We start from the raw sequence: 19,502 nt of genomic DNA on the forward strand, positions 1-19,502 counted from the left end.
TCGGGCGGGGTCACAAAGGTAGCGGGACACCGGCTTGGGGGCCGGGGTGACGGTGGAGTGAATAGTTGACCCTCGGCTTCTCCGTCGACGAATTGCTGCCCAGAGCTCGTGGCGGAGGCGTGCTCAAGATGGGGCTTGCCAAGCTGGACGAGAGCGAGTGGCTCCAACCCAATCCTGACCTCGCGGTACGCGAAACGGGGTTTGAAGCCTATCCCGAAGGCATCCAGATTTCACCAGAAGGCGAGGCTCCGGGTGCGGAACTTGCCGCCATGCTCGGCCTGTCGGGCGGCCTGCCCGAAGCGGCTCGTGCCCATCACGAGGACATGTGCCTCTTGACCCTGCAACCCGGGGACGAGCAATACCGCCTTGTCGGCGCCGCAGTTGCTTGGCCCTCCGACTGGACACCCGCCGACAAGATGGGGCTGCCCTTGCGTGCGCTCCATGCACCGATCCAGGGCTATGAAGAGCAGCTCGCGACCGGTGTCGATCACTTCATGGCCAAGCTCAAGCCGGGCGCGATCTACGGGCGTTGCAACTGGTTCATCGCCGCGACCGGCGACAGGCGCTGGGTAGCCGGGCCGCCGGAGCAGGCCTTTGCCCATGTCACCTGCGACAATGCGGGCGAAACGCTGTTCGTGCGCTCTGAACGCCAGACGCTGCGCCGCCTGCCCGAAACCGGCTCGATCCTGTTCACGATCGGCATATACGTTTCGCCGCTCGGCGAACTTTCGCACGACAACCAGCAGCGCCTCGCCTCCGCAATCGCCTCGCTTCTGCAAGGCGAGGGCGACCGTCGCGGCGCAGGGGCTTACGCGGAAGCATTAATCGGCTATGCGGCCGGTCAGAGAGAAGAGAATTCGAGGTATTAATGCTGCTGCTACCGCGCACACCTGACGTTGAAGAGGCTCTTTTACACTTGCTCCAAGAGTTAGGTGGGATCTCGAAACCAGCGGAAGTCTATGGCCCCTTGGCAAGGTTGTTCGGGCTGAGTGAAGAAGCGCAGAATGCTTTGATGCCCCGACAGAATGAGCGGCACTGGGATAACCGCGTGAGGACAGCAAGAAAGCATCTAGTTGAAAGAGGACTCCTCGACAATTCCGTTCACGGTACGTGGTCACTCACGGCGGACGGACGCGACGCCCAAACAGCATCCGCGCACGAGTTCAGTCGACGTGAGAAAGAAGAGGTCAAGTCAGGTGGATTTGAACCAGGGAGGACGGGTTTATCTCAACCATTCAAGAAGATCCTGATCGCCAACCGCGGTGAAATTGCCTGCCGTGTCATCAAGACCGCGCGCCGCATGGGCATCCAGACGGTTGCCGTCTACTCCGATGCCGATGCGCGCGCGCCTTTCGTGCGCATGGCGGACGAGGCGGTGCATATCGGACCCGCACCTGCGGCGGAAAGCTATCTGATCGCGGACAAGATCATCGATGCCTGCAAGCAGACCGGCGCGGAAGCGGTGCACCCGGGCTATGGATTCCTCTCCGAGCGCGCGAGTTTCGTCGAGGCGCTCGAGGCGGAAAACATCGCCTTCATCGGCCCTCCGCCGAACGCCATCGCGGCGATGGGTGACAAGATCGAATCCAAGAAGCTGGCCAAGGAAGCGGGCGTCAATGTCGTCCCCGGCTTCGTCGGCGAAATCCGTGATACGGACCATGCCGTCGAAATCAGCAACGACATCGGCTATCCGGTCATGATGAAGGCCAGCGCAGGCGGCGGCGGCAAGGGCATGCGCCTTGCCTATTCTGAGAAGGACGTGCGCGAAGGCTTCGAGGCGACCAAGCGCGAGGGCCTCAACTCCTTTGGCGACGACCGCGTTTTCATCGAAAAGTTCATCGAAAACCCGCGCCACATCGAGATCCAGATCCTCGGCGACAAGCACGGCAACGTGATCTACCTCAACGAGCGCGAATGCTCGATCCAGCGCCGCCACCAGAAGGTGGTCGAGGAAGCGCCGTCGCCCTTCGTGACGCCCAAGATGCGCAAGGCCATGGGTGAACAATGCGTCGCGCTGTCAAAGGCGGTGAACTATCACAGCGCGGGCACGGTCGAACTGATCGTCTCCGGCGCGGACAAGTCGGGGGAGAGCTTCTACTTCCTCGAAATGAACACCCGCCTGCAGGTGGAGCATCCGGTCACCGAGGCGATCACCGGCGTCGACCTCGTCGAGCAGATGATCCGTGTCGCGGCCGGCGAGAAGCTCGCCATGACGCAAGACGACGTCAAGATCGACGGCTGGGCGATCGAGAACCGCGTCTATGCCGAAGACCCCTATCGCGGCTTCCTGCCCTCGACGGGCCGCCTGGTGCGCTATCAGCCGCCGGTTGAGCCCTGGACCGATGATGGCGAGGCCAATGGCCGCCGCGGTCTGGCGGGTATTCGCGTGGACGATGGCGTGTTCGAAGGCGGCGAAGTCTCGATGTTCTACGACCCGATGATCGCCAAGCTGGTGACCTGGGGCGAGACACGTGACGAGGCTGCCGACCTGCAGATCGCCGCGCTCGATGCCTTCCGTATCGAGGGGCTCGGCCACAATATCGATTTCCTCAGCGCCATCATGCAGCATGAGCGCTTCCGTTCGGGCGAACTCACCACGGGCTTCATCGCCGAGGAATATCCAGATGGCTTCGAAGGCGCTCCGGCGAGCGACCAGCTGAAGCGGGTGCTTGCAGCCGTGGGCGGCGTGATCGCAACCGCGGATGCCGACCGCGCACGGCGGATCGATCAGCAGCTCGACGGCGAGGAATATGCTCCCGGCGACTGGACGATCCGCATCGGCGAGCGTGCAGAAGGCTCGACCACGCACGAAGTGGTGCTCGAGGAGAACGCGCTCACGGTCGATGGCGAGCAGGTCACGATCGAAATGCAGTACACGCCCGGCGATGCGATGGTGGATGTTGTCCTGTGGGATAACGAGGCAGGCGAGGATGCCGATCCGCTCGACATCTATACGATCCAGCTCAAGCCTACGCGGACGGGCTATGCGATGACCGCGCGCGGCGCGACGCACCAGCTGCGCATCCTCCAGACGCGGATCGCGCATCTCGTGGGGCACATGATCGAGAAGGAACCGCCCGATCTTTCCAAGATGCTCATCTGCCCGATGCCCGGGCTGTTGGTGAAGCTGCACGTCGCAGAGGGTGAGGAGGTCCAGCCCGGCCAACCGCTCGCCACGGTGGAGGCGATGAAGATGGAGAACATCCTGCGCGCCGAAAAACAGGCCACGGTTGGCAAGATCAACGCGGGCGAGGGCGATTCGCTGGCGGTGGACGAGGTGATCCTGGAACTCGAATAGGCCAGCAGGCCGTTCCGTTAACCAAACTATAGCGCAAGAATGCTCGCAGAAGTGCGCAACATTATTGCATAATAGCCTGAATTAACTGCGATTCGTGGTAAACGCGCTGGTAAGGACTTGGCGTGCCGGGAATCATGAGGGTGTGAGTCGGATCACACATTCATGCAGGAGCGACTGGCATGGCACGTAAAGGCACCGGCTTCTTCGATGCGAGAGGCCACTATTACAAGACGCCGGAAGAGGCGACGGTCAGCGACCTCGCAGGCATTCTCGGCAAGATCGGAGACGGCGAAAGCCTCGCCCCCGGCATCGCGCACATGATGCTCGACCGCCGCAGCGAAATCGAACGGCTGTTCGCCGAACACGACACGATGATGGCCGAATACCAGCCCGTCGGCGCGGGGAAGGTCACCCGTCTCCGCGCCTGATCTTAGTTACAGCTCGAGGTGGTAACACTGGTTGTGCGGGCCGTTCTCGTATTCCGAGAAGGCCTCGCCCACCTCGAAGCCGTGGCGCGTGTACAGCCCGATCGCGGGCCTGAACTCCTCACTGGTGCCAGTCTCCAGGCTTAGCCGGTGATATCCTTCCGAACGCGAAACCTCGATAAGCTGCGCGAGCAATGCCTTGGCGACACCCTTGCCAAGATGGTCGGGATGTGTGCGCATCGACTTGAGCTCTGCAGTTCGTTCATCGAGCCGCTTGAGTGCACCAATGCCGACCAGCGTCTCGCCCTCCCAGGCGCCCAGAACGCTTACCGCGGGGCCGGTCAGCCCGGACAGGTCCAGCGCCCAGCTCGTACCCGGCGGCGACATCGCCTCCATGTCCTGCTGATGGTAGGCAATCATCTCGCGCACATCGGGATCGTCGAGGCTGGCGCGAGCGACGCGGATCATTCTTCCACCATCGCTACCGCGCGGATCCAGCCTGCGCTGGCGCGTTCGATCTTCACCGGGAAGCAGCTGAAGGTGAAGCCATGCGCGGGGAGGGCGTCGAGATTAGTCAGCTTCTCGATCTGGTAATAGGGGCGGATGCGGCCCGCCTTGTGGCCTTCCCAGATGATCGACGGGTCGCGTTTTTCCGCCCAGCGCTTCGCCGTGTGGCTGAAAGGGGCATCCCAGCTCCACGCATCGGTGCCGACCACTTCCACGCCGCGCTCGGTCAGCCAGAGCGTCGCTTCGGCGCCCAGACCCACACCCTGATCGGTGAAATTCTCCGTCCCATAGATCGCGCCCGACTGGACGAGCACGATGTCGAGCGGCTGGAGGTCGTATCCGATCTTCTCGAACGCTTCTGCCACCTCATCGGAACTCACCACATGGCCGTGTGGCAGGTGGCTGAAATCGAGCTTCACACCCGGGCGGAAGAAGCGGTCGAGCGGAGCTTCGTCGATGCTGGGGGCGGGCGAGGAACCGCTATCGGTGGTCGAATGGTAATGCCATGGCGCGTCCATATGCGTGCCATTGTGCGTCGACAGTTCCAGCATCTCGACTGCCCAGCCTTCGCCATCGGGCAGATCCTGTTTCTCCAGCCCCGGGAAGAACATTGCGATCTGCTCCCACGTGTTTTCGTGGGTCATGTACTGGATTTTCGGCCGCATCACTTCCGGGTCGGAAACGACATCGTTGGTGATGGGGATCGAGAGGTCGATGAAGCGCGTCATGGCGCGGCAACCTAATGCGCTTGCAACTGCTCGTCGAGAAAGGCCGCGATGTCGGATAGCTCGACGTCCTTCGCCAGCCAGGCCTCGCCGATGCCGCGCAGCAGGATGAAGGGCAGGGTGCCCGCATCCATCTTCTTGTCGTGCAGCATGTGGTCGGCAAGCGTCTGGCCGTTGCAGGTCATGCCGAGCGCAGCAATTTCGGCGGGCAGCCCGGCGGCATCGACTGAACGGGTCACGCGCGCCGCATCCTCGCTGCTCATCTCGCCTCGCCTCGCCGAATAGCGCGCCGCCAGAACCATGCCGAGCGCCACGGCCTCGCCGTGCAGCAAGCGATCGGAGAAGCCGGTTTCAGCCTCCAGCGCATGGCCGAAAGTATGGCCGAGGTTGAGCAGTGCGCGCGCCCCGCTCGTTTCTCGCTCGTCCTCGGCGACGATCCGCGCTTTTGCGGCGACACTGGTGGCGACGGCGTATTCCAGCGCTTCGGGCTTCAACGCGAGAACATCGGTCCCGTTCGCCTCGAGCCAGTCGAAGAACTCCGCATCGCCAAGCACGCCGTATTTAAGCACTTCGGCATAGCCAGCGCGCAGTTCGCGCGGGGGTAGGGTGCCGAGAGTGTCGAGGTCCGCCAGCACGAGTGAAGGCTGGTGGAACGCGCCCACGAGGTTCTTGCCAGCGGCTGTGTTGATCGCGGTCTTGCCACCGACCGAACTGTCTACCTGCGCCAGCAGGGTCGTCGGCAATTGCACGAAGCCGCACCCGCGCTTGAGGATGGCGCAGGCGAAGCCCGTCAGGTCGCCGACTACGCCGCCGCCCAATGCCAGCACGTGGTCGCCGCGTTCGACGCCCTCGGCCAGTAGCCAGTCTGTGAGCCGCGCCAGGCTGTCCCAGCTTTTCGAACTCTCGCCGGGGGCTACATCGTACCAGCGCGGCTCATTGCCGGCCGCGCGCAGCGATGCCTCCACGGCATCGCCCCACTTCGCCCGCGCATTATCGTCTGCGACGATCGGCACGGACTGTTTGCGCAGGAAGGGTGCAGCCTCCTCCGAAAGATTTGCCAGCAGACCACGCCCCACCCGCACTTCATAGCTTCGGCCTGCCAATTCGACCGGAATCACTGCCATGCGGCCAGCTCCTGCAAGATGCGTGCGACGGTCGCTTCATGCGGTCCGTCATCGGTTACGACATGGATCTGCGCCTGCGAATAGGCGGGGCTGCGCTGTTCCTTGAGGTTGAACAGGATCTCGCGGGGGTCGCCGGTTTTCAGGAGCGGCCTCGTGTTCTTGCGCGAGGTGCGCTCCACCAACGTGTCCAGATCGCAATCGAGCCAGATGGCGATGCCCTGTTCCAGCACCAGTGCCCGCGTCTCCGCATCGACGAAGGCGCCGCCGCCCGTGGCGATCACGCCGTGTCCCTCTTCCATCAGCCGCGCGATCACCCTGCGTTCGCCGTCGCGGAAATAGGCCTCGCCATGCTCCTCGAAAATTTCCGAGACGCTGCGATCAGCCGCGCGCTCGATTTCCTCGTCGGCATCGACGAAGCTGCGATCGAGCGCGCCCGCCAGCCGCCTGCCGATGGTCGATTTGCCCACGCCCATCAGCCCGACCAGCACCAGCGGACGGTCGATCCGAGCGGCAATCGCGGCGGGTTCCAGCTGGTTTGAGGATGGATACGCGTTGTTCATTGCCGCTCGGCCTATAGATGCGCTAGGGCGCGAGCAAGACATAGGGATTTGAGCGAGGATACGAAAAACTTGGCCGCCAAACGTTCGCGCATCGTGTGGATCGTCTCGCTGGTGATCGTCGCAATCCTTGTCGTCGCCTGGATCGACGGGGGTGAAGAGCCCCTGCGCCAGATAACCCAGCCGGTAGATTTGCCGGAGGGTGCGCAATGACGCGCGGCCTGTTGCTTGCGGGCGCGGCCATCGCGTTCACTTCCGGTGTCGTGCTGGCACAGGATGCTCCGGAAAGCCTGCTTCCGCCAGGATTCGACCAGCCAGCGCCGTCGCCGACGCCTACACCAACGCCAGTTCGCACACCGACCCCTTCCACCACGCTCGCGCCGGGTGTGACTCCTGTGGCGCCCGGCGGATCGGAAGTCGTCCAGCCCATTCCGGCCGATCCGGGCCCGGTCGATGTATCTGGCGTCGCGTTGACCGACATTCCCTCCGCCGAAGAGCTTGAGGCGATGACCAGCGAGGAGCTGGACGATCTCTTCGGTCTCAAGCCGAAATACGATATTCCGCCCGCCGCCCGCCGCTCGACCGAAAGAGTCGGGATCATCGATGCGGATGAAGGCGGGCTTCCTGTTGGGTCGCTGGCCCGCCAGCCCGCCTCGATCGTGCGCGCGGCGCTTGCGGCCACCAAGGGCCCGCTCGTTTCGCGCTGGGGCCACATCCTGATGCGCCGCGCTCTGGCCAGCAGGCTGGCCGCGCCCGATGGGATGGATCCGGTCGAATTCGCCGCGCTCAGAGCCTCGGCACTCAATGCGATGGGCGAGCACGTCGTGGCCCGCGCGCTGGTACAGGATGTCGATACGGCGAACTATAGCGCGGCGCTGACGAATGCCGCGCTTGGCGCCTATCTTGGGACGGGCGACATCGTGGGTGCTTGCCCGGTAGTCCGGCTCGGCCGGGTCGAGGGCGACACCACCCGCTGGGAAATGTTCGAGGGCATCTGCGCCGCCTATACTGGCGAGACGACCTCGGCGAACAACGACCTCCGCAGGCTGCTGAGCCGGACCGAAGAGGACGAGCAGATCGATGTGCTTCTGGCGCAGCGATTTGCGGGTGCTGCAGGGCAGGGCAATCGCGCGGTGACGATCGAATGGGACGGCGTCGAGCAGATGAATCCCTGGCGCTTTGCGCTTGCGAGTGCGCTGGGCGAGCCGCTGCCGGAGAACCTGTCCGAAAGCCTGGGCAATTACTATCTGAAGTCCTCCGCGTTGATTCCCGCGCTGCCGGTGTCGCAGAAGCTGCGGGGGGCTGAAGTCGCTGCAAACTCGGGCATTTTCTCTGCTCGGGCCATGGTCGACCTTTACTCACAGCTCTACGCCAACCGCCAGGAAGAAGAGGATAGCGCTGGTCTTGAGCTGGCAACGCGCCTGCGCGACGCCTATACCGATCCGGCTCCGGCAGCGCGGCTTGCAGCGATCAAGGATGTCTGGGGCGGGGGAACACCCGAGTATGGACGGCTCGTGCTGACCGCCTATGCGGCGGCGCGCCTCACGCCGAGCGGGGATTTCGCTTCCGATGCGAGCCAGTTGATTGCTTCCATGCTGACTGCCGGTCTGGAACGCGATGCCATGCGCTGGTCGGGCGTCGTGGAGGATGGCAGCGTCGCATGGGCGCTGCTCGCACTGGCCAATCCGCGTGGCGCGATGGTTACGGACGGACAGCTCGATTCCTTCGAAGGCAATGACGGTTCTTCGGGCCAGGCGAAATCGCAGATGTTCCTCGCCGGGCTTGCCGGGCTCGGCCGCACCGATGCGGACAATATCGCTGAATATAGTAACCGGCTGGAGGTCAATCTGTCGGCGCCGACCAACTGGACGCGGATGATCGATAAGGCAGCCGAGGCTGACAACGCTGTTCTCGTGGCGGTGCTGGCGGGGCTGGGCATGCAAGGCACCAGTTGGGACCAGATGACCCCGCGCCATCTCTTTCACATCGTTTCGGCTCTCAATCGCGTGGGGCTGGAAGCCGAAGCCCGGATGATCGCCGCGGAGGCGGTCGCGCGGGCGTGACCCCGCAACGATGAGCGCGATCGATGATTTCCTCGCCATGCTCGCGGCAGAGCGGGGCGCGGCGCGCAATACCTTGCTCGCCTATGGCCGCGACTTGCACCAGGCAGAAGGCATGGTCGACGGCTCGCTCGCACAGGCCACTCCGGCACAATTGGCGCGGCTGGGGCAGGGTTGGTCTTCGCTCGCTCCATCGACACTGGCGCGCAAGATATCCGCGCTGCGACAGTTCTACGGCTTCCTCGTGGACGAAGGCGAGCGCGAGGACGATCCGACCCACGCACTCCCGCGCCCGGCGACCCGGCGTCCGTTGCCGAAAATTCTCTCCCATGCGCAGGTGGAAGCACTATTCGCTCGCGCCGAGGACGAAGCATCGGGGGAGCGGCCTGAAGCCGTGCGCCTGCTTGCCATGCTCGAACTGCTTTACGGCTCCGGCCTGCGCGCGACCGAGCTGGTTTCATTGCCGCTGTCGGCCGTGCCGCGCGACGAACCTTTTCTCACCGTCACGGGGAAGGGAGGGCAGGCGCGCCTCGTGCCGGTCAGCACGCGCGCCAAGAAGGCGCTGTCGCGCTGGCTGGCGGTCCGGCCGAGCGATACGAAATGGCTGTTCCCATCGCGCACAAGCCATCTTTCGCGCATCCGCCTCTACCAAATGCTCAAGGAACTGGCTGTCCGGGCCGACCTGCCACCCGAGAAGCTCAGCCCCCACGTGCTGCGCCACGCCTTTGCCACGCATCTGCTGGAGGGCGGGGCGGACCTGCGCGCACTGCAAACGCTGCTTGGGCATGCCGATATCGCGACCACGCAGATATATACGCATGTGGATGCCGCGCGGTTGGTGAAGCTCGTCAACGAGCGTCATCCGCTTGCGCGCGCGCGCCGCAGCGACTAGCGGACGTGCGATGATTTCCTATCTCGAATTCGAAAAGCCGGTCGCCGAGCTTGAGCAGCGGATCGCCGAACTGCGCGCCGCATCGGAAGGCGACGATGTCGACATCTCCAAGGAGCTGAAGCGGCTCGAGGAGAAGAGCGCAACGCTGCTCGCCAGCACCTACGAATCACTTTCGCCCTGGCAGAAGACACAGGTCGCTCGCCATCCCTCGCGCCCGCATTTTCGCGATTTCGTCGAGCATGCGTTCGAGGATTTCATTCCGCTCGGCGGCGATCGTGCCTTCGGCGAGGATGAGGCGATTCTTGGCGGCTTCGCGAAGCTAAATGGTCGCAAGGTCGTGCTGATCGGGCACGAGAAGGGCAATGATACGGCGAGCCGGATCCGCCACAATTTCGGCATGGGCAAGCCCGAGGGCTATCGCAAGGCCATCCGCCTGATGGAACTGGCAGACAGGTTCGGCCTGCCGGTCGTCACGCTGGTGGATACTTCAGGCGCATTCCCGGGCGTCGAAGCCGAAGAACGCGGCCAGGCAGAGGCCATTGCCCGCTCGACCGAGGCTTGCCTCGCCTTGGGCGTGCCCATGGTGGCGACCATCGTGGGCGAGGGCGGTTCGGGTGGCGCGGTCGCACTGGCCAGTGCCGAACGCGTGCTGATGCTCGAACATGCGGTCTATTCGGTGATTTCCCCCGAGGGCTGCGCCTCGATCCTGTGGCGCACGGCCGAAAAGGCTCCCGATGCCGCCGAAGCGATGAAAATTACTGCGCAGAATCTCCTGGAACTGGGCGTGATCGACCGGATCGTGAAAGAGCCCGTCGGCGGCGCGCATCGCGACCCGGAAGCGACAGCGAAGCTGCTCGCCGATGCCATTGGCGAGGAACTCGACATGCTGTCGCGCAATGCACCCGATGAACTCAGGCGCATGCGCGAGGAGCGTTTCCTCCAGATGGCGGGCTGATTTCGCTCGTGCACGGGGTGGGAACAAAGCGCCCGCCCGCCAAGTTTCCCCTTTCAGAGACAGAACTTACGGGCCGCGAGCAAGGATCCCGCGAGCCCGGTGCAAGGGGAGCCTATTCAATGCCCAGAATCAAACATCTCGCCGCAGCATCGACCGCGACGCTCTCGCTCGCGCTGACGGGCTGCATGGGGGTCGGTGGAAGCATCCCCGATGCCTCGACCCCGATCACGCAGGACGAAGCCAAGATCGGCGCCGAAGCGCATCCGCAGCTGCTTGCCGAGTTCGGCGGAGCGATGACGGGCAGCCAGGCGCAATATGTCGAGCAGGTCGGCAAGACGATCGCGGTTCAGTCGGGCCTCGGCAATGCGCGTGACAGCTTCACCGTCAGCCTCGTCAACAGCCCGGTGAACAATGCTTTCGCCATCCCGGGCGGTTATATCTACACCACCCGCCAGCTCGTTGCTCTGATGAATAACGAAGCCGAACTGGCAGGTGTGCTCGGCCACGAAGTTGCCCACGTCGCATTGCGCCATTCGCAGCGGCGGCAGGCAGCAGCCCAGCGCAACTCGCTGCTCGGTGCAGCGGGCGCAATCCTTTCGGGCATCCTGCTTGGCGGCAACCCGCTCGGCCAGCAACTCGGCCAGGCCGCGATGCAGGGCTCGCAGATGCTAACGCTGAAGTTCTCGCGCAGCCAGGAGCTCGAAGCCGACGAAGCCGGTATCCAGTATCTCGGTACGGCGGGCTACGATCCGCGCGCCATGGCAACCGTACTGGCGAGCCTTGCGGCGCAGAACGCACTCGACGCGCGTCTCCAAGGTCGCGATGACGCGCGCCTTCCGGAATGGGCATCGACGCACCCTGATCCCGCGAGCCGTGTGCAAACTGCGCTGAGCAAAGCGCAGGGCATGACTGGCGTGACCAACCGCGACACCTTCCTCAGCCGGATCGACGGGCTGACCTATGGTGACGATCCCGCCCAGGGCGTGGTGGAGGGACGCCAGTTCATCCATCCCGAACTGCGTCTCGCTTTCACGGCACCGCAGGGCTTCTACATGGTCAATGGCACGCGCGCCGTGACGGTGAACGGTCAGAGCGGGAAGGCGCAGTTCACGCTGGCGCAGTACAATGGCAATCTGCAGACCTATGTGAACAGCGTGTTCGCCAGCCTCAGCGACCAGCAGCAGATCAGGCCGACGAATATCCAGACGACCACGGTGAACGGGCTGCCGGCGGCCTATGGAACCGCGCGAGTGAACAATGGCAGCCAGCAGGTCGATGTGACCGTGTTTGCCTATGAGTTCTCGAACGACCGCGCCTATCATTTCCTGGCGCTTACCCCGGCAGGCAAGGCGGGGACGTTCAACCAGATGTTCTCGTCCGTGCGGCGGATTTCTTCGCAGGAAGCGGCCAATGTTGTGCCGCGTGTGCTCGACGTCGTGACGGTGCGCAGCGGTGATACGGTCAGCTCGCTCGCGAGCCGGATGGCCTATACCAGCGCGCAGGAAGAGCGCTTCCGCGTGCTCAACGGCCTCAGCTCGAACGACGGTGTCCGCGCCGGGCAGAAGGTCAAGATCGTGGTGCGGGGCCGCTAGGACCTCGGCACTACGAGCTCGCTTTCATTGCTGGCAAAAGAAAAGGCGGCGAGGTTTCCCTCGCCGCCCTTCTTTTGGCTTGCGCCGTCTATTAGACTGCAGCGTTAGCCGTAGCCATTTCACCCGAAACGGTGTTGAAGGTGGTGCTCAGCTCGTTGCCGAGTGCGCCCATTGCAGTGATAGCAGCAACAGCGATCAGAGCAGCGATAAGGCCGTATTCGATAGCGGTTGCACCTTCTTCGTTGCGGCGCAGCTTGTTGATGAACTTCATGTGTAGTCTCCTGGTTCAGTCTTCGGTACCCGACTCTCACCGCGTCCTGACGGCTTGAGCTAATTTCGGTATGGCTTCGACAAATTGACAAACTCCTAACGGGATCGACAATTTTGCTTCCACCTTACGGACGTACAGATGCGACAGTGGTGCTGATGTTGTTCCACATCGAGATCGCCGTGTTGCCGAAGGTCTGTACCCCCCCGATCATCGCGAGAAAGATCAGCGCGACGATCAGCCCGTACTCGACGGCGGTTGCACCCTGGTCGTCACGTCCCAGACTTTTTAGAAATCGGACCATTTGGATTGCCCCCACTGTCAATTCGTAGCTGACACTGGAGAGGTACTCGGGCAGGTCTTAAGAAAGAGTTGCAGGGAAATGGTGAATTGGAAAGTAATCCGACATGGGTGCCAGTGGTCGCCCTTGCTCTGACTGACGGGGCGGGGAGGTGGTTGATGCACCGCAGGCCTGAAGAAAAACATCACGGGGGCTTATGGGAATTCCCCGGCGGAAAGGTCGAAATCGGCGAGAATCCGCCGCAAGCACTGATTCGCGAGATTGGCGAGGAGCTGGGAATTGCGCTGTCGCCAGCCGACCTGGCGCCAGTTGGTTTCGCGCAGGAATCGTTCGAATCGAGCGCTCGGCCGATTGTCATCCTTCTTTACAGATGCGCACGATGGGAGGGGGAGCCGCAGGCACTCGAAGGCGGGGCGGTCGGGTGGTTCACACCGGAGGAAGTGGCCTCGCTCGACAAGCCCCCGCTCGATGTGTCGCTGGCGGGCGCGCTATTCCAAAAAATGCCCGATTAGGTGTTGCCAAGCTTGGAGCACCTGCCTATGTGCCGCCCTCCAACGCGCCAGTAGCTCAGCTGGATAGAGTACCTGACTACGAATCAGGCGGTCGGAGGTTCGAATCCTTCCTGGCGCGCCAGAAAAGCCCATGACCCCAAATCGGGGTCGTGGGCTTTTTTGGTGGTGGAGCGCGCAGGTTCGGACTTCGGAGCCCAACAGCCGAAAGCGGCCGGCACAAAGAACCCGAACGCCCTATTCCGCCTTGTCTTCCAGCGCGTGCATGTCCTCGTCGCTGAAACCGAAATGGTGGCCCGCTTCGTGGATCACCACGTGCCGCACCAGATCGTCCATTCTCACGCCCGTATCGCGCCACTCGGCGATCAGCGGTTGGCGGAACAGCCAGATCCGTGCAGGCATGCGATGGCTTTCCCAAATCGAACGGTCGGGCAGGGCAACGCCTTCGTAGAGTCCGCTCAGCTCCCATTTGTTGTCCAGATCGACCGAAGCCAGCTGTTCGGGTGTGGCGAAATCTTCCACCTGCATCACGATCTCGCCCGTCTCCAGGCGGAATTGTTCGGGCAGCGAAGCAAGCACCGCTTCGGCCATTTGCTGCATCTGTCCTGCGGTGGGCCCTGCCTTCTCGAACGTCATGTGCCCGATATGCGGTGCTGGTGTACCGCATTCAAGCTCTGGTGGAACCGCAGCGCTTGCAGCCTGTTCTCAAAAGGAAAAGGAGACCAAGCCCATGGCCGACGCAACCGAGATTTTCGCCCGCCTGAAGAAGGACCACGACAAGCACCGCGAGCTGCTGGACAAGCTGCTGGAAACCAGCGGCGAGACCGAAGAACGCAAGGAGCTCTTCACCGAACTGACCAAGGAACTGAAGAGCCACGCGGCTGCGGAAGAGCAGGCGCTCTACTCCACCATGCTCCGCAAGCCGCCGACCACCGACGAGACGCGCCACTCGGTTGCAGAGCATCACGAGATCGACGAAGCGCTCAACGACCTTGCAGCGACCGACATGTCCGAAGGTGCGTGGTTGACCAAGTTCAAGGAATTCGACCACCAGTACCGCCACCACATCGAGGAAGAGGAAGACGACCACTTCCCCGATTTCGAGGAACACCTCGACGACAAGGATATGGAGCACATGCGCAAGGTCTTCGAACGGCGTAAGCAGGAAGAGAAGGCCGAGGCCGAAGTGACCCCGGAGAAGAAAGAGGACGCCAAGGAATAGACATGGCAGGGGAGGGGGGCTCCAAAACCGCGGACAAGGAAAAGCCCGATCCAGAGCGCGTCTCGCGCCTGGACGAGGGCCTTTCTGAAAGCGTCTGGCTTTACGCCGAGGTCGAACGTGCGGCTGTGCTTATCGATGCTGCCGAATATTTCGCCGCCATGCATGCCGCCATGCTGAAGGCCAAGCACCGCATTTTCCTGATCGGGTGGGACTTCGACACGCGCATCCACCTCGCCGAAGGCCGTCACTGGTGGGAGCGCGGTTGGAAGGACAAGTATCCTGCGCGGCTCGGCAGCTTCATCGGCTGGCTCGTCCGCCATCGCCCTACCCTGGAGGTGCGCATCCTGAAATGGAGTTTCGGGGTCTTCAAGTTCGTGGTCCGCGGGTCGATGTGGTGGGACCTCATGCGCTGGTTCCGCCACCGGCGGATCGACTTCAAGTTCGACAGCGCCCACCCCACGGGCTGCAGCCATCACCAGAAGATCGCCGTGCTGGACAACCGCCTCGCCGTGTGCGGCGGGATCGACATGACGGTGAAGCGCTGGGATACGCGCGAGCACGAGGAAGAGAACGAGCTTCGCAAGACGCCCAATGGCCGCGCTTACGAGCCCTGGCACGATGCCTCGATGATGATGGAAGGTGAGATTGCCGATGCGCTGAGCGAGCTGGGCCGCGATCGCTGGGTTCGCGCTGGCGGCAAGGCCTTGCTTCCGATCCAGGCCCGCGAAGACAGCCTCTGGCCGGAGGGCCTGAGGGCGGATTTCGAGAATGTCGAGGTCGGCATTGCCCGTACCCGGGCCGAGTATCGCGATTGGGAAGAGGTGCGCGAGATCGAGCACCTCTTCGTCGAACACATCAAGCGCGCACAGAAATTCATCTATGCCGAAAGCCAGTACTTCGCCTCTCGGGCCATTTGCGAGGCGTTGTGCGAGCGACTGCACGAGGAGGATCCGCCAGAGATCGTGATCGTCCACCCGCGCAATGCCGACGGCTGGCTAGAACAGCAGGCGATGGACCACGCCCGCGCCGAACTGGTGCGCTGTATCGAAGAGGCGGACGACAAGGGTCGATTCAGCATCTGGAACCCGGTTTCCGGAGCCACACCCATCTATGTCCACGCCAAGGTCATGATCGTCGACGACCGCATCTTCCGCATCGGCTCGGCCAATATGAACAATCGTTCGATGGGCCTCGACAGCGAATGCGACGTCTTCATCGACTGCGATCGCAAGGGTAATGAACACGCCTGCGACGCGATCCGTGACATTCGCTATTCTCTCCTCGCCGAACATTGCGGCGTAGAGGAAAGCGAAGTGGGCCAGCTGCTCTCACGCCACGGATCGATGGCAGCGATGATCGACCACACGATTACCGAAGATGGGCGGAACCTCGTGCGTTACCACCCCCCGGACCTCAACGATGCCGAGAAGGCGGTGGCCGAAAGCGGCCTGCTCGACCCCGAAGATCCCGACGACATGTTCGAGCCGTTTGCAAAGGGCGGACTTTTCCGCAAGGGAAGCCGCCTCGAGCGCATGCGAGACAAGTTCAGAAGGAAGAATGGCAAGTGAGCAGCCTGGTAGGACCCGACGAAGACGATCCGCGCGGTAAGCCCCCGGTCCCCGAAAACGTACAGGATGCGATCCGCACTCTGATCGAATGGACGGGTGACGATCCGGGCCGCGAAGGCCTGCTCGATACCCCCTCGCGCGTCGCGCGCGCGTGGAAGGAATACTGTCTCGGCTATACCGAAGACCCCGCGATCCACCTCGGCCGGGTATTCGAGGAAGTCGGTGGCTACAACGAGATCGTGCTGCTGAAGGATATTCCCTTCCAGTCGCATTGCGAACACCACATGGCGCCGATCATCGGCAAGGCCGCGATCGCCTATTTGCCCAATGACCGGGTGGTCGGCATCTCCAAGCTCGCCCGTGTGCTCCACGGATTTGCGCGCCGCTTGCAGGTGCAGGAACGCCTGACCGCAGAGGTGGCCGACTGCATCTGGGAGAACCTCCAGCCGCAGGGCGTGGCGGTAGTCATCGACGCGCAGCACAGTTGCATGACCGCCCGCGGCGTGCGCACTCCGGGGGTCGGCATGGTCACCAGCCGGATGATGGGTACCTTCCTCGAGGACCAGCGCAGCCGCAAGGAAGTGCTGAGCCTGATGGGCTATTGATCGGCAGGTTCCCGCATTTCTCGATGGGTTCCCGGCGTTTCCTGGCCTGTCCCCATTTGGGACGGATGGTGAGCTTTCAGCCGAAATTCTCTTATATTACTTGGTGTTGAAGGATTTCGCTGCTAGCTGAGGAATCCAGACGGGAGGGCATCTTGTCGAAGAGGTCGCGATGCCCGTATCAATCAGAACAGCGCTTCTAGCCACAGCCGTATGTGGCAGTTTCCTTGTGGCTCCGAAGGTCGAATCCGCCATCGTTTCGGCGATGGGGTTGAGCGATCGCGAGGCAGTGGAAAGGGTCCGACTGGATGCCGGACCGGTCGGCCAGGATCTGGCGTCGGCCAGTCTCGCTGCGCAAGTCGCGAGTTCCGCGCGCCTGGCTGACCTGAGCAAGTCCTCATTTGCAGCATCGATAAGCCGGCCGAGCATGCCCACCTTAGGCAGCGGCACCGAGCGTTTTGCATTTGCGGTTGGTCCGGGATCGCGTTTTGCCGGCGCCAGCCATCACGCCTTTCCCAATGCGGCGGGCCTGTCCGGCCATCCCGTGTTTGGATCTTCTGGCCATCCCCTGTTCGGGTCTGCGGGCTTCTTCCCGCCCTCCGGCCCCTTCGGGTTTCCTGGCGGCGATGAAAATGGACTTGGACCGATTACCAATCCGATCGAGTCACTCGAACCCGGTGCGAACGAGCCTTCGGGACAAGCGGGAGGTGGAAGCAATCCGCTGGTAGTCGCAAGCGCCGAAAGTGCGGTTCCAGAACCTTCGACCTGGTCCTTGCTTCTCCTGGGCTTCGCCAGCCTCGGCCTCGCCCTGCGGAGGAAGCGGGCGGCAACGCGCAGTATGGCCCAAACCTGAGGTGCAGAAACAATGGAATATCTGGTCGCAGCCCTGATCCTTCTCGCATTGCTTGCCGGTGTCGGCATGCTCGCCGCGCATGATTGGCGCAAGTGGCGCGACAGGAAGGCACAGATGGAAGCGCGCTGGCGCAGGAAGCGGACTGCGCAGCTAGGTTCAGGCAAGTAGGTTCACATTTTAGAGAATGATGGGGAGCCTGTCTCCCCGCGACCGGCGCTGTGCGTTCCGATCGTCCGGCCAGACCGGATGGCAATCACGCCTTCGAGCACTGGCGCGGTGTTTGGCACTCCAAATCCTTCGGATCGCTGATCGACAAGGCTGCAAAGCTGAGGGTGCGGTCCACCATTGCATTGAGATAGGCCGATACGAAGGGATCACGCTCCCGGTCGGCCCTGTCTCGCAATCTTTTCTCGACCAGTTCTGCAACCATGTTTCAACCTGCCCTTCACAAGATGAAGCAGGTCGCGCCGATTTAGTTCCACGAATTTAATGGCTTGAAGAAAATCTGGTGTGGCCTTCAGCCGCCCAGCAACCGCTCCAGCAGGCCGGGCTTTCTCGGTGGCGGAGGCGTCTCGCCGGCCACTCCGTACAGGAAATTCCCCAGTTGCACCGCTTGCTGCTTGGTCAGGAAATAGCGGTACTCGCGCACGTCGTCGTCGCTCTCTACGACCTTGCTCGAACTCTGCATCAGTAGCGCGATCTTTTCGCCTGCCGGATCGGCACGCCAACCGAGCAGCATGCCGAAGTCGTCTTTCTCACCCGAAGTCTGAGCCATTTCCCTCCTCCTGGACCCACAAAAAGACTGCGCCCCGCCGTGCCGGGAGGCAAGGCGGGGCGCAAACTTGTCCGCAATCGGGACGTGTTGGCTAGCCGATTACATCTGGCCGAGCATGTGCTCCGCGCTGGAGACCGAGAAGTCTCCCGGCTCTTCGACATTGAGTTGCTTCACCACACCGTCTTCGACCAGCATCGAATAGCGCTGGCTGCGCTGGCCCATACCGAAGCCGCTGAAATCGGCGCCGAGACCGGCGGCCTGTGCGAAGTCGCCATTGCCGTCGGCCAGCATGGTGATGTCGTCGCTGCCAGCTGCATCCTTCCACGCGCCCATGACAAAGGCATCGTTGACCGAAGTCGCGACGATCTCGTCGACACCCTTGGCCTTCAGTTCATCTGCCTTTTCGACGAAGCCCGGAAGGTGCTTGGCCGAGCAGGTGGGGGTGAAGGCACCCGGCACAGCGAACAGCGCCACGGTCTTGCCCTTGAAATAGTCACCCGACTGGACTTGCTCGGGGCCGTCGGCGGTGGCCTTGACTAGTTTTACGTCGGGTAGGCGATCGCCCACAGCGATTGTCATAGGTTAAAACTCCTGTGTCTTCCCGTCCACACATGGGAGTAGGATCGACGAAGCGTTCTTGCAAGGAGTCGGATGGTTAACAGGAATTCACCCCGCGGGTTTAAATCTCGGTAAATATTTGCAGGCATGTTCTTTCTGGCAGGCACGGGACGCTTGCCGACGGGAGACTAGGGACATGCTTTTCAAGAAGACTATCGCTGCTGGCGCAACTGCTGCAGCCCTTATGATGACGCCGACCGCAGCCAGCGCCGCGAGCCAGGACGAACAGGTTCGCAAGCTCGATATCATGCTGATGGTCACCTCGCTTCGCTGCCGTACCGGCGCGGACGATTTCCAGCCGCAGTATCGCAAGTTCTCGGCCGCTCACATCACCTCGCTCAACGCAGCCGCTCGCAAGCTCGAGGCAGGCCTCGTTGCTCGCCACGGCCAGAAGGGTGCCAAGCGCGCTCTGGACCGTATCAGCGTCGGCATGGCCAACCAGTACGGCCAGGGTCATCCGTGGCTCGGCTGTGCAGAGCTGAAGGAGATCACCACCGATCTCGCCAATTCGAAGGATCCGACAGTGCTTGCCCAGGCGGCAGACGAACTGCTCGGACCGGCGCCGCGCAGCGGGGGGCGCTGGGCACGGCGTTAAGGCCTTTCGGGATCGTATCGCGGAGGGGCTAAGGGGCTAGCTTGCCCTCTCTGCAG

General features: G+C 62.7%; 25 protein-coding genes, 1 tRNA gene and 1 pseudogene. 17 read left to right on the top strand and 10 right to left on the bottom strand.

Going from position 1 to position 19,502, the window contains the following annotated elements; translation table 11 throughout:
- Positions 1 to 65 precede the first annotated feature (65 nt).
- From K3146_RS02630 to K3146_RS02640, 4 genes and pseudogenes are all read left to right on the top strand, one after another.
- On the top strand, positions 66 to 869 hold the full coding sequence (locus K3146_RS02630) for a heme-dependent oxidative N-demethylase family protein (RefSeq protein ID WP_221544639.1): 804 nt from the start codon (positions 66 to 68) through the stop codon (positions 867 to 869).
- Positions 869 to 1,129: pseudogene (locus K3146_RS13640) on the top strand (winged helix-turn-helix domain-containing protein); the annotation flags it as partial. The gene K3146_RS02630 and the pseudogene K3146_RS13640, both read left to right, overlap by 1 nt.
- Positions 1,130 to 1,243: 114 nt before the next feature.
- Positions 1,244 to 3,298, top strand: coding sequence for an ATP-binding protein (locus K3146_RS02635; protein ID WP_345723801.1), 2,055 nt, complete (start codon positions 1,244 to 1,246; stop codon positions 3,296 to 3,298).
- 179 nt (positions 3,299 to 3,477) lie between these two features.
- On the top strand, positions 3,478 to 3,726 hold the full coding sequence (locus K3146_RS02640) for a hypothetical protein (protein WP_221544641.1): 249 nt from the start codon (positions 3,478 to 3,480) through the stop codon (positions 3,724 to 3,726).
- A 6-nt stretch (positions 3,727 to 3,732) separates the two neighbouring features.
- Here the strand turns inward: K3146_RS02640 and K3146_RS02645 are convergent, their stop codons facing one another.
- Genes K3146_RS02645 through K3146_RS02660 form a run of 4 tightly spaced genes read right to left on the bottom strand, consistent with a single transcriptional unit; the run spans position 3,733 to position 6,639 of the window.
- Positions 3,733 to 4,191 carry a GNAT family N-acetyltransferase gene (locus K3146_RS02645; protein WP_221544642.1) on the bottom strand — a complete coding sequence of 153 codons (459 nt, stop codon included), beginning with the start codon at positions 4,189 to 4,191 and terminating at the stop codon, positions 3,733 to 3,735.
- Positions 4,188 to 4,958, bottom strand: coding sequence for a cyclase family protein (locus tag K3146_RS02650; protein WP_221544643.1), 771 nt, complete (start codon positions 4,956 to 4,958; stop codon positions 4,188 to 4,190). Before K3146_RS02650 ends, K3146_RS02645 begins: the two co-directional genes overlap by 4 nt.
- 11 nt (positions 4,959 to 4,969) lie before the next feature.
- Positions 4,970 to 6,079: a 3-dehydroquinate synthase gene (gene aroB / locus K3146_RS02655; RefSeq protein WP_221544644.1), complete on the bottom strand. Its 1,110-nt coding sequence runs from the start codon at positions 6,077 to 6,079 to the stop codon at positions 4,970 to 4,972.
- A complete protein-coding gene (locus K3146_RS02660; RefSeq protein ID WP_221544645.1) occupies positions 6,070 to 6,639 on the bottom strand; it encodes a shikimate kinase in 570 nt (189 codons plus the stop codon). The genes aroB and K3146_RS02660 overlap by 10 nt, the downstream gene beginning before the upstream one ends.
- 69 nt (positions 6,640 to 6,708) lie before the next feature.
- On the opposite strand from K3146_RS02660, the gene K3146_RS02665 reads away from it, so the two are divergent.
- From K3146_RS02665 to K3146_RS02685, 5 genes are all read left to right on the top strand, one after another.
- A complete protein-coding gene (locus K3146_RS02665) occupies positions 6,709 to 6,849 on the top strand; it encodes a hypothetical protein (protein ID WP_221545242.1) in 141 nt (46 codons plus the stop codon).
- Complete coding sequence (locus K3146_RS02670) at positions 6,846 to 8,699, top strand: hypothetical protein (protein WP_221544646.1); 1,854 nt, start codon at positions 6,846 to 6,848, stop codon at positions 8,697 to 8,699. The genes K3146_RS02665 and K3146_RS02670 overlap by 4 nt, the downstream gene beginning before the upstream one ends.
- 10 nt (positions 8,700 to 8,709) lie before the next feature.
- A complete protein-coding gene (locus K3146_RS02675; RefSeq protein WP_221544647.1) occupies positions 8,710 to 9,588 on the top strand; it encodes a tyrosine recombinase in 879 nt (292 codons plus the stop codon).
- Between the two features lie 10 nt (positions 9,589 to 9,598).
- A complete protein-coding gene (locus tag K3146_RS02680) occupies positions 9,599 to 10,543 on the top strand; it encodes an acetyl-CoA carboxylase carboxyltransferase subunit alpha (protein WP_221544648.1) in 945 nt (314 codons plus the stop codon).
- 119 nt (positions 10,544 to 10,662) lie between these two features.
- Entirely contained in the window at positions 10,663 to 12,135 is a 1,473-nt protein-coding gene (locus tag K3146_RS02685; protein ID WP_221544649.1) for a M48 family metalloprotease, read from the top strand.
- A 91-nt stretch (positions 12,136 to 12,226) separates the two neighbouring features.
- Here the strand turns inward: K3146_RS02685 and K3146_RS02690 are convergent, their stop codons facing one another.
- Together K3146_RS02690 and K3146_RS02695 are read right to left on the bottom strand one after the other, a co-directional pair.
- On the bottom strand, positions 12,227 to 12,406 hold the full coding sequence (locus K3146_RS02690) for a Flp family type IVb pilin (protein ID WP_221544650.1): 180 nt from the start codon (positions 12,404 to 12,406) through the stop codon (positions 12,227 to 12,229).
- A 124-nt stretch (positions 12,407 to 12,530) separates the two neighbouring features.
- Positions 12,531 to 12,707 (bottom strand): Flp family type IVb pilin, encoded by a 177-nt coding sequence (locus K3146_RS02695; RefSeq protein ID WP_221544651.1) that lies wholly within the window; start codon positions 12,705 to 12,707, stop codon positions 12,531 to 12,533.
- Positions 12,708 to 12,814: 107 nt separating this feature from the next.
- On the opposite strand from K3146_RS02695, the gene K3146_RS02700 reads away from it, so the two are divergent.
- The gene (locus K3146_RS02700) at positions 12,815 to 13,216 is read left to right on the top strand and encodes a (deoxy)nucleoside triphosphate pyrophosphohydrolase (protein ID WP_221544652.1); all 402 of its coding nucleotides are present in this window, start codon (positions 12,815 to 12,817) and stop codon (positions 13,214 to 13,216) included.
- Between the two features lie 44 nt (positions 13,217 to 13,260).
- A tRNA-Arg gene (locus tag K3146_RS02705) sits at positions 13,261 to 13,337 on the top strand.
- Positions 13,338 to 13,450: 113 nt separating this feature from the next.
- On the opposite strand, the gene K3146_RS02710 is transcribed toward K3146_RS02705, so the two are convergent.
- On the bottom strand, positions 13,451 to 13,849 hold the full coding sequence (locus tag K3146_RS02710) for a metallopeptidase family protein (RefSeq protein WP_221544653.1): 399 nt from the start codon (positions 13,847 to 13,849) through the stop codon (positions 13,451 to 13,453).
- A gap of 94 nt (positions 13,850 to 13,943) precedes the next feature.
- Between K3146_RS02710 and K3146_RS02715 the strand changes: the two genes are divergently transcribed.
- The 5 genes from K3146_RS02715 to K3146_RS02735 all read left to right on the top strand — a co-directional run bounded on the left by K3146_RS02715 (position 13,944) and on the right by K3146_RS02735 (position 17,626).
- The gene (locus K3146_RS02715) at positions 13,944 to 14,435 is read left to right on the top strand and encodes a hemerythrin domain-containing protein (protein WP_221544654.1); all 492 of its coding nucleotides are present in this window, start codon (positions 13,944 to 13,946) and stop codon (positions 14,433 to 14,435) included.
- Positions 14,436 to 14,437: 2 nt separating this feature from the next.
- Positions 14,438 to 16,003 (top strand): phospholipase D-like domain-containing protein, encoded by a 1,566-nt coding sequence (locus tag K3146_RS02720; protein WP_221544655.1) that lies wholly within the window; start codon positions 14,438 to 14,440, stop codon positions 16,001 to 16,003.
- The gene (gene folE, locus K3146_RS02725; protein WP_221544656.1) at positions 16,000 to 16,608 is read left to right on the top strand and encodes a GTP cyclohydrolase I FolE; all 609 of its coding nucleotides are present in this window, start codon (positions 16,000 to 16,002) and stop codon (positions 16,606 to 16,608) included. Before K3146_RS02720 ends, folE begins: the two co-directional genes overlap by 4 nt.
- Positions 16,609 to 17,032: 424 nt before the next feature.
- Positions 17,033 to 17,458: a PEPxxWA-CTERM sorting domain-containing protein gene (locus tag K3146_RS02730; RefSeq protein WP_221544657.1), complete on the top strand. Its 426-nt coding sequence runs from the start codon at positions 17,033 to 17,035 to the stop codon at positions 17,456 to 17,458.
- Between the two features lie 12 nt (positions 17,459 to 17,470).
- Entirely contained in the window at positions 17,471 to 17,626 is a 156-nt protein-coding gene (locus tag K3146_RS02735; RefSeq protein WP_221544658.1) for a hypothetical protein, read from the top strand.
- A gap of 85 nt (positions 17,627 to 17,711) precedes the next feature.
- On the opposite strand, the gene K3146_RS02740 is transcribed toward K3146_RS02735, so the two are convergent.
- From K3146_RS02740 to K3146_RS02750, 3 genes are all read right to left on the bottom strand, one after another.
- Positions 17,712 to 17,888 (bottom strand): hypothetical protein, encoded by a 177-nt coding sequence (locus K3146_RS02740; RefSeq protein WP_221544659.1) that lies wholly within the window; start codon positions 17,886 to 17,888, stop codon positions 17,712 to 17,714.
- Between the two features lie 87 nt (positions 17,889 to 17,975).
- The gene (locus K3146_RS02745) at positions 17,976 to 18,233 is read right to left on the bottom strand and encodes a hypothetical protein (RefSeq protein ID WP_221544660.1); all 258 of its coding nucleotides are present in this window, start codon (positions 18,231 to 18,233) and stop codon (positions 17,976 to 17,978) included.
- A gap of 99 nt (positions 18,234 to 18,332) precedes the next feature.
- Positions 18,333 to 18,812, bottom strand: coding sequence for a peroxiredoxin (locus K3146_RS02750; RefSeq protein WP_221544661.1), 480 nt, complete (start codon positions 18,810 to 18,812; stop codon positions 18,333 to 18,335).
- 175 nt (positions 18,813 to 18,987) lie between these two features.
- On the opposite strand from K3146_RS02750, the gene K3146_RS02755 reads away from it, so the two are divergent.
- The gene (locus K3146_RS02755; RefSeq protein ID WP_221544662.1) at positions 18,988 to 19,446 is read left to right on the top strand and encodes an S-adenosyl-L-homocysteine hydrolase; all 459 of its coding nucleotides are present in this window, start codon (positions 18,988 to 18,990) and stop codon (positions 19,444 to 19,446) included.
- The last annotated feature ends 56 nt before the right edge of the window (positions 19,447 to 19,502 follow it).

It is taken from the genome of Qipengyuania vesicularis (assembly GCF_019711415.1).
GTDB classification, from domain to species: domain Bacteria; phylum Pseudomonadota; class Alphaproteobacteria; order Sphingomonadales; family Sphingomonadaceae; genus Qipengyuania; species Qipengyuania vesicularis.

Coding starts and splice junctions, on each gene's coding strand:
- K3146_RS02715 (WP_221544654.1), top strand. CDS start 13,944: ATGGCCGACGCAACCGAGATTTTCGCCCGCCTGAAGAAGGACCACGAC.
- K3146_RS02745 (WP_221544660.1), bottom strand. CDS start 18,233: ATGGCTCAGACTTCGGGTGAGAAAGACGACTTCGGCATGCTGCTCGGT.
- K3146_RS02750 (WP_221544661.1), bottom strand. CDS start 18,812: ATGACAATCGCTGTGGGCGATCGCCTACCCGACGTAAAACTAGTCAAG.
- K3146_RS02720 (WP_221544655.1), top strand. CDS start 14,438: ATGGCAGGGGAGGGGGGCTCCAAAACCGCGGACAAGGAAAAGCCCGAT.
- K3146_RS02740 (WP_221544659.1), bottom strand. CDS start 17,888: ATGGTTGCAGAACTGGTCGAGAAAAGATTGCGAGACAGGGCCGACCGG.
- K3146_RS02690 (WP_221544650.1), bottom strand. CDS start 12,406: ATGAAGTTCATCAACAAGCTGCGCCGCAACGAAGAAGGTGCAACCGCT.
- K3146_RS02680 (WP_221544648.1), top strand. CDS start 9,599: ATGATTTCCTATCTCGAATTCGAAAAGCCGGTCGCCGAGCTTGAGCAG.
- K3146_RS02710 (WP_221544653.1), bottom strand. CDS start 13,849: ATGACGTTCGAGAAGGCAGGGCCCACCGCAGGACAGATGCAGCAAATG.
- K3146_RS02650 (WP_221544643.1), bottom strand. CDS start 4,958: ATGACGCGCTTCATCGACCTCTCGATCCCCATCACCAACGATGTCGTT.
- K3146_RS02645 (WP_221544642.1), bottom strand. CDS start 4,191: ATGATCCGCGTCGCTCGCGCCAGCCTCGACGATCCCGATGTGCGCGAG.
- K3146_RS02755 (WP_221544662.1), top strand. CDS start 18,988: ATGCTTTTCAAGAAGACTATCGCTGCTGGCGCAACTGCTGCAGCCCTT.
- K3146_RS02695 (WP_221544651.1), bottom strand. CDS start 12,707: ATGGTCCGATTTCTAAAAAGTCTGGGACGTGACGACCAGGGTGCAACC.
- K3146_RS02685 (WP_221544649.1), top strand. CDS start 10,663: ATGCCCAGAATCAAACATCTCGCCGCAGCATCGACCGCGACGCTCTCG.
- K3146_RS02735 (WP_221544658.1), top strand. CDS start 17,471: ATGGAATATCTGGTCGCAGCCCTGATCCTTCTCGCATTGCTTGCCGGT.
- K3146_RS02730 (WP_221544657.1), top strand. CDS start 17,033: ATGCCCACCTTAGGCAGCGGCACCGAGCGTTTTGCATTTGCGGTTGGT.
- K3146_RS02675 (WP_221544647.1), top strand. CDS start 8,710: ATGAGCGCGATCGATGATTTCCTCGCCATGCTCGCGGCAGAGCGGGGC.
- K3146_RS02660 (WP_221544645.1), bottom strand. CDS start 6,639: ATGAACAACGCGTATCCATCCTCAAACCAGCTGGAACCCGCCGCGATT.
- K3146_RS02640 (WP_221544641.1), top strand. CDS start 3,478: ATGGCACGTAAAGGCACCGGCTTCTTCGATGCGAGAGGCCACTATTAC.
- aroB (WP_221544644.1), bottom strand. CDS start 6,079: ATGGCAGTGATTCCGGTCGAATTGGCAGGCCGAAGCTATGAAGTGCGG.
- K3146_RS02670 (WP_221544646.1), top strand. CDS start 6,846: ATGACGCGCGGCCTGTTGCTTGCGGGCGCGGCCATCGCGTTCACTTCC.